The organism is Leptothoe sp. PORK10 BA2, from assembly GCF_034932105.1.
Classification (GTDB): domain Bacteria; phylum Cyanobacteriota; class Cyanobacteriia; order Phormidesmidales; family Phormidesmidaceae; genus Leptothoe.
Genome location: NZ_JAYGIG010000180.1, coordinates 1 through 6,968 on the forward strand (window position 1 = coordinate 1; position 6,968 = coordinate 6,968).

Below are 6,968 nucleotides of genomic sequence, written 5' to 3' on the forward strand. Positions count from 1 at the left end.
ATCTGTGCAATTGCTCGCACATGGGAATCGAGTTGCTGACGGCTGTCGGGTGTCATCGCTATGACCGGATAGAAACGATACCTTCTAGGATATTTTTTCTCTGGCTAACGGTTGACGTGCTCCCCTATCTCGACATTGAACGGGATAGCCCAGTCCGTCATGAATATCGACGTGGATTGGTGTATGCGATGGCGGGTGGTACGGATAACCACGATCGGATCGCATTCAATCTCCTCAAGTTAATTGACAATCATTTTGGTGACTCGTCTAATTGTCGATTTCACTCTGGTAATGTGAAAGTCAACTACCAGGATGATTTTTATTATTATCCCGATGCGTTTGTTACCTGTGATCCAAGAGATAAAACCGACCGTTACATTAAGCGATATCCTAAGCTGGTTGTTGAAGTGCTTTCACCTGGTACCAAAGCGTTTGATTTGGGTGATAAATTTGAGGATTATCAACAGCTTGACTCCCTGGAAGAATATGTTTTGATTTTCCAGGAGTCTCAGCAGGTGGAATGTCGTCGGCGCATATCGGCGGGTAGCTGGGAAACGGTTATCTATGGTGCTGGTGATGATGTTTTGCTTGAAAGCATTGACTTGAGGTTTGCTAGCTCAAACTTGTATCGTGGTCTTGATGGCCAAGCTGGGTAGTGTGGCGGCGGATAGTTTGTAATAGTGAGCCCCAGCAGTGTTACCCAGGCTGGGTGTAGCTGCAAACTCAGTTTTAGCTATTGAGCGGATTTGCTAAATTCTCTCGACAATGATTGCATAGTCTTATCCTCACCTGTTCCCCGACCGGGCTCCCTAAACTCTCACGATCATGGCTAAATCCAAAAAATCCGAAACTGCCCCCAAGGCAATGGAAGCGAAGTTTAATAGCATTGTGGAACTGACCGACGAATTTGCGCGGCAGCATCTCAATGACGAGTACGCCCAACTGATTCGTCAAGCGACGGCTGCCCTCTGTCGTAAGCGTCCTTCACCCCTGGAAAAGGGACAGGCCAAGACCTGGGCCTGTGGGATCACCCATGCGATCGGCATGGTCAATTTTCTGTTCGACAGCTCGCAAACGCCCCATGTCAGTGCCAAAGATCTCTATCGATGGTTTGGCGTCGCGGACAGTACCGGGCAAGGTAAATCAAAGCAGGTGCGCGATACGCTGAAGATGCGGCAGTTTGACCCCGATTGGTGCTTGCCCAGTCGAGTTGAGGATAATCCGCTGATCTGGATGCTGTCGGTGAATGGGTTCATCATGGATATTCGCCAGGCTCCGCTAGGTGTGCAGGTAGAAGCCTATCGCAAGGGAATGATTCCCTATATTCCAGGGCACAAGGACGATAGCGATCAGATCGTCGCGATGGTTCAAGGGGGTGCCGCACCGTCTACCGCTCGCCAAAGCCGCAAACCCCGTGCGGCAAACCCTAAAACACCTGCGCCACCGCCCTCACCAGAGGCCCTGCGATCGCTGTATGTTTTGGAGGTGGCATTACTGGATGGGCCTGTAACGGAGGCGTTTGTCAAGAAAAACCCTCAAATCATCCGCACCATCGAGATTCGGGGCGATCAGACGCTGGCCGAGTTGCACAGGATAATTTTTACCGCATTTGACCGTGAAGAAGAGCATCTTTACGAGTTTCAATTAAAAGGGAAGGGACCGAACGATCCGAACGCCGATCGCTATGGTTTAGCGGCTGCGATGTCCGATGGTTTGGCTGGGGATGTGGCCAAGACGCCCATGGGGGCGTTAGGGTTGGTCGCGGAAGAGGTGTTTGGCTATTGGTTTGATTTTGGGGATGATTGGTGGCATCAGGTGGGTGTTCTGGACATTACGGCACCCCAACCCAAGATCAAATACCCACGAATTACTGATCGAGTTGGGGCAAGTCCACCTCAGTACGCTGAATTCTAGGGCACCGGAAAAGCCAAAAATGGCTGTGTAGAGTGACTGAAGACGATCTCAAACAAGGGCAGACCATGGATGAACAGCGGATGCAGGCCTATGTGGGGTTGATTGAGCAACTGCCGGGATGCCCCCAGGGGGAAGAGGCGGCGCTGTTGCAGGCCCATGGGGAGCTGGTGGATGCGGGGCTGGTGGAGGTGATGGGGCAATATGCTGACTGGCTGGAGAGCCAGGGGAATGGGAATGCGGGATGGCTGCGGCAGTTTGCCGCACAGTTGGCCCAGGCGTTGGGTTTAGAGATAGCTACTACCCCCCAGGGGACAGACGCTGCCCGCCAGTTTTGGCTAGAGACGTTGCAGTTGATTGTGGATAAGCAGGGCGATCCCCAGCAGATTTATCCGGTCTGGGCGCAGCAGCAGGCCCAGTTCAATCCGGAATTGCTGGCCGTCCTACCGACCGTTGCTGCGCAGGTATTAGCAGGAGATACCGAACAGCGCACCTTCATCGCAGAGGTCTTCTTTGCTTTTGGCAATTTGATTCAGCAGTTCCCCTTGGGGATACGCTGGCTCAACCTGGAGTTGGGCATCGCGGCCTATGAGCAAGTGCTGGAAGTGAGGACCCGCGAGGCCATGCCCGTCGAGTGGGCCACCGCCCAGATGAATTTGGCGCTCGCTTACTCTGACCGCATTCGAGGGGATCGCGCCGATAACCTCGAGCAGGCGATCGCGGCCTATGAGCAAGTGCTCGAAGTGAGGACCCGCGAGGCCATGCCCGTCGAGTGGGCCACCGCCCAGATGAATTTGGCGATCGCTTACAAGAACCGCATTCGAGGGGATCGCGCCGATAACCTCGAGCAGGCGATCGCGGCCTATGAGCAAGTGCTCGAAGTGATGACCCGCGAGGCCATGCCCGTCGAGTGGGCCACCGCCCAGATGAATTTGGCGAACGCTTACTCTGACCGCATTCGAGGGGATCGCGCCGATAACCTCGAGCAGGCGATCGCGGCCTATGAGCAAGTGCTCGAAGTGAGGACCCGCGAGGCCATGCCCGTCGATTGGGCCACCGCCCAGATGAATTTGGCGAACGCTTACTCTGACCGCATCCGAGGGGATCTTGCCGATAACCTCGAGCAGGCGATCGTGCAAACGAGCCTTGAAAAGGCGATCGCGGCCTATCAAGCCAGCTTGGAGATCTTCACCCCTGAAGTGCTGCCCAATGACTGCCGCAAATCAGCTCGCAATTTAGCAACCCTCTTGAGTGATCAACAGCGTTGGCAAGAAGCCGAACCCATGTATCAAATGGCCCTGGATGCGGCTGAAATCCTATACCAAAGCGCAACCTTGCTAGACAGCAAATCAGGAGAGCTGCGAGAAACCGCAGATTTACCCCGGCGTGCGGCCTACGCTTTAGCCCGCGCGGACAATCGGCAAAAAGCCGTTGAAACCCTTGAGCGGGGCCGTGCCCGAGGCCTAAGCGAGAGTCTTGATCGCGATCGGGTCGACCTCACTCAACTCCAACAAACCCACCCCGATCTTTACGGCCAATATCAAGAGGTCGCACTTCAACTCCGCAACCTGGAAAGCCAGCAACGTGACCTTTCCACCTCCGACCAGCGCCATAGCCTCACCCCCACCGATCTGCGTGATACCGCTGCTACCCTGCGCGACCAGCTCAGCCAAACCCTCATTCAAATTCGCCAGGTCGAAGGTTACGCCGATTTCCTGGCACCACCTAGCTTTGAAGATGTCCGCGCCGCCCTGCGCCCAGACAATCCTTTGGTTTACCTGGCCACCACCCCCAACGGCAGCATGGCCCTGATCGTCACCGTCGATGGGATCGACGTGCTGTGGCTGGATGATTTAACCGAAACAAAACTGATTGATCTGCTCAATCAAACCTGGTTCGCTGCCTATCGTCAGTCCCAAACCAATCGTCAGGGCTGGTATGACGCGATCGGCACAGTGACCCGCCAACTCTGGGATACCCTCATGGGGCCACTGGTCCAGAAACTGCAAGACTCGGGACTTCAGCGCATCACCCTCCTCCCCACCGGCTACCTCAGCCTCCTCCCCCTCCACGCCGCCTGGACCCCAGACCCCAGCACCCCCACCGGCAAACGCTATGCCCTCGATGACCTCCACATCACCTACGCCCCCAACGCCCAGTCCCTTATCGCCGCCCGAACCATATCCGATCGCGTTCAGACAAATTCAATCTTAGCGATCGACGAGCCTCACCACCGAATTCTAGACATCCAAACTGGCGAGTACAAACCTGTCAGCCCCCTCCCCAGCTCCAGCAAAGAAGTAGAAAGCGCGATCTCTACTTTTCAAAACCCCAGCATTCTTCGACACGACCATGCCACCCGCGCAGCCGTCCTTGATGCCCTGCCCCACACCACAATCCTGCACTGCTCCTGCCACGGCAACGCCAACATCCAAGAACCCCTCAAAAGCGGATTAGCCATGACCGGCGATGGGGAAGACGCCATCCTTTCCCTCAAAGACATCTTCGCCCTCAACCTGGCAGAGAGCGGTGGCCTTCGCCTCGCCATCCTCTCCGCCTGCGAAACCGGCCTGATCGGCATCGAAAACGCCGATGAAGCCATCAGCCTCCCCACCGGCCTCCTCCAAGCTGGAGTTGCCGCCGTCATTGCCTCCCTCTGGTCCGTCTCCGACCTCAGCACCATGATGCTCCTAATGCGGTTCTATGACTATTGGCGAAACGAGAGCCTAGAACCTGCCACGGCTCTGCGTCAGGCTCAGCTTTGGATACGGGATACCACTAGTCAGCAAAAAGCAACCTACTTTAAGGAAACCAATCCTGATATTTTCCAATCCCTCATATTGCTTAACCCTGATTACTTTGCCCACCCGTTCCACTGGGCTGCCTTCAGCTATGTTGGTGTTTAGTACTGGTTCAAAATTTAATCTCTGGTCAAGATAATTTTAGATGTATACCTCCAAAGATGTTTTAGAAACCGCTCGTGTTATTCGACTCTACCTCCCCGATTTATTAGGGGCAGAGGCAGAAACCGTCGATCGAGCGTTAGCCGAGTTGCTAACCAGAGCCGAATCTGGTGAAGCGGTTGATAACCCAATTCTGGAATTGCTGGCAGAGCGTGACCCTACCCGTGAATGGACAAGCCAATGCCTGAACGACAAAATTCCACCCCCAGTCATGCGGAGCTATGATTCGTTAGCGGGTTCTGTGTCGGTTATTGATGCCAATGCCTTTGTCTGTGAAGTACCAGGCTGTTCTCGAATTTGGTATCGACCTAAGGTAGGAATCGAACCACCCCTCTGCCAGGAACATCACATCCTCCTGGTGCCAGCCCAATCTCAGGCAACTTAAGGAGGCTCATGTACTCCAAATTTCTCGAAGGCATGACCGGTAAGGTCTCAGAACAGTGGGTCACCAACCTACTGACTCCCGCCTTCGTATTTTGGTTAGGTGGGCTAGCCGCTAGCATCTACCACTTTGGCTGGACTCCCCTCAAAACCTGGGCACTACAACAACCCCAACCCGTCCAAGTTGGGCTGTTAATTGTCGGTCTCATCGTAATTGTCACCTCCTCCTCCGTTGCCCAAAAATTCGACCGGCCCATGCTGCGTTTTTTAGAAGGCTACTGGCCCCGCTGGATGAAACCCCTCCGCCACAAACGTACCCAGCGATACGTCAACCAGTGGCAACAGCAGCAGCAACGTTGGAGCACGTTATACGCTAAGGGTGAAGCCGCTCTCTCGGCTGAGGAACTGAACGAGTACGCCCAACTCGATTGGCTGGTCATGCATTCTCCATCCCAGCCCAATCAGTTTATGCCCACCCGCCTGGGTAATCTGCTGCGCGCCTCAGAATACCGCTCAAAAGAACGCTACGGGCTTGATGCCGTCGTCTGCTGGCCCCGCCTTTGGCTGCTCCTCCCCGACAGCACCCGCAAAGAACTCCAAGAAGCCCGTGCTGCCCTCAATACCACCGTGCGAATCAGCTTTTGGAGTCTACTTTTCCTAGTCTGGACACCCCTTGCCTGGTGGGCACCTCTGCTGGCGCTACCCGTTGCCTGGTTCAGCTACCGCATCGCCCTCAGTGCCGCCGCTGTCTATGTGGACTTGCTCGAAGCCACCTTCGACGTGCATCGCCACCTGCTCTACCAATCCCTGCGCATCAAGCTGCCGAAGAATCCCATCAAAGAAGCTGAGGATGGCAAAAAACTCACCCAATATCTTTGGCGAGAACCGGATCCAACGATGCCAGACTTCCACGACCCGCCCAAATCATAGCCAGACCAAGATCATCGCTCTGTAGACAATGAAGAAATAACCTACCCCAGATCGATCAATCCAGACGGTAAATCGAGAGTAACATCGCAGTAGTATCCATCCTCATAGCCCTGCCCAACCCGATAGAGTATGCCTTCCCTATCAGCCTCAAATACAACCCTCAATCGCTCCCAGGTTTCAGGCTGATACCGCCCCCGCTGCCCACCTCGCCAGATCACCGCCCGGCTCAAAATTTGCTTGACCTCAGCGAGCAATTGCCAGCCACATTCCGGCTCAATCACATCACTTTCCCACACCTCAGAAATTAGCTGCACTGCATCCGGTGCTAACCCCTGTGGCTGTAGATCCTGAGGTAACCCAATAGCTGTCGTCATTTGCAGGTCAGACCACCAGGCCCACCATTCAGTACGGTGGATGAGCCCAACATTAGACGCATAAAGGATGTCTTCGGCAGGTGTTCCATCCAACCCTGCCAACCGTAGCGCATCCGACTGTAAGATCGCGACATAATGCCGCGTCCAATAACGCTCCATCAGCATTCCAGCCCTCTATTCAGCGCCTGAAATGCTTAGCCCATGGGAGTAAACGCCGATAATGACACTATCCGAGCAAAATCGAGACCCATGAATCAGACAAGTACTGATCATTTCAAATGACTATGGGCGTAACCGGTGTTCCTCGGCCATCAGTAAAGGGGCTGAAGTATTGTCAGTTGGAGGTTGTAGAGCATCAAGCAGGAAATAGGACTAGAGTTGGAATATGAACGCCAATCTAGTCCCAACA

General features: G+C 54.5%; 6 protein-coding genes. 5 read left to right on the top strand and 1 reads right to left on the bottom strand.

Annotation, left to right across the window (positions count from 1 at the left end; translation table 11 throughout):
- Nucleotides 1–89 precede the first annotated feature (89 nt).
- The 5 genes from VB741_RS25585 to VB741_RS25605 all read left to right on the top strand — a co-directional run bounded on the left by VB741_RS25585 (nt 90) and on the right by VB741_RS25605 (nt 6,185).
- Nucleotides 90–656, top strand: a complete 567-nt coding sequence (locus VB741_RS25585) for a Uma2 family endonuclease (RefSeq protein ID WP_442786452.1) — start codon at nt 90–92, stop codon at nt 654–656.
- A 169-nt stretch (nt 657–825) separates the two neighbouring features.
- Nucleotides 826–1,914 carry a plasmid pRiA4b ORF-3 family protein gene (locus VB741_RS25590; RefSeq protein WP_323368058.1) on the top strand — a complete coding sequence of 363 codons (1,089 nt, stop codon included), beginning with the start codon at nt 826–828 and terminating at the stop codon, nt 1,912–1,914.
- Nucleotides 1,915–1,979: 65 nt separating this feature from the next.
- Nucleotides 1,980–4,817: a CHAT domain-containing protein gene (locus VB741_RS25595; protein ID WP_442786453.1), complete on the top strand. Its 2,838-nt coding sequence runs from the start codon at nt 1,980–1,982 to the stop codon at nt 4,815–4,817.
- Between the two features lie 40 nt (nt 4,818–4,857).
- Nucleotides 4,858–5,259, top strand: coding sequence for a hypothetical protein (locus tag VB741_RS25600; protein WP_323368060.1), 402 nt, complete (start codon nt 4,858–4,860; stop codon nt 5,257–5,259).
- A gap of 8 nt (nt 5,260–5,267) precedes the next feature.
- Nucleotides 5,268–6,185, top strand: a complete 918-nt coding sequence (locus VB741_RS25605) for a hypothetical protein (RefSeq protein ID WP_323368061.1) — start codon at nt 5,268–5,270, stop codon at nt 6,183–6,185.
- A gap of 41 nt (nt 6,186–6,226) precedes the next feature.
- On the opposite strand, the gene VB741_RS25610 is transcribed toward VB741_RS25605, so the two are convergent.
- The gene (locus VB741_RS25610) at nt 6,227–6,718 is read right to left on the bottom strand and encodes a hypothetical protein (RefSeq protein WP_323368062.1); all 492 of its coding nucleotides are present in this window, start codon (nt 6,716–6,718) and stop codon (nt 6,227–6,229) included.
- Nucleotides 6,719–6,968 lie beyond the last annotated feature (250 nt).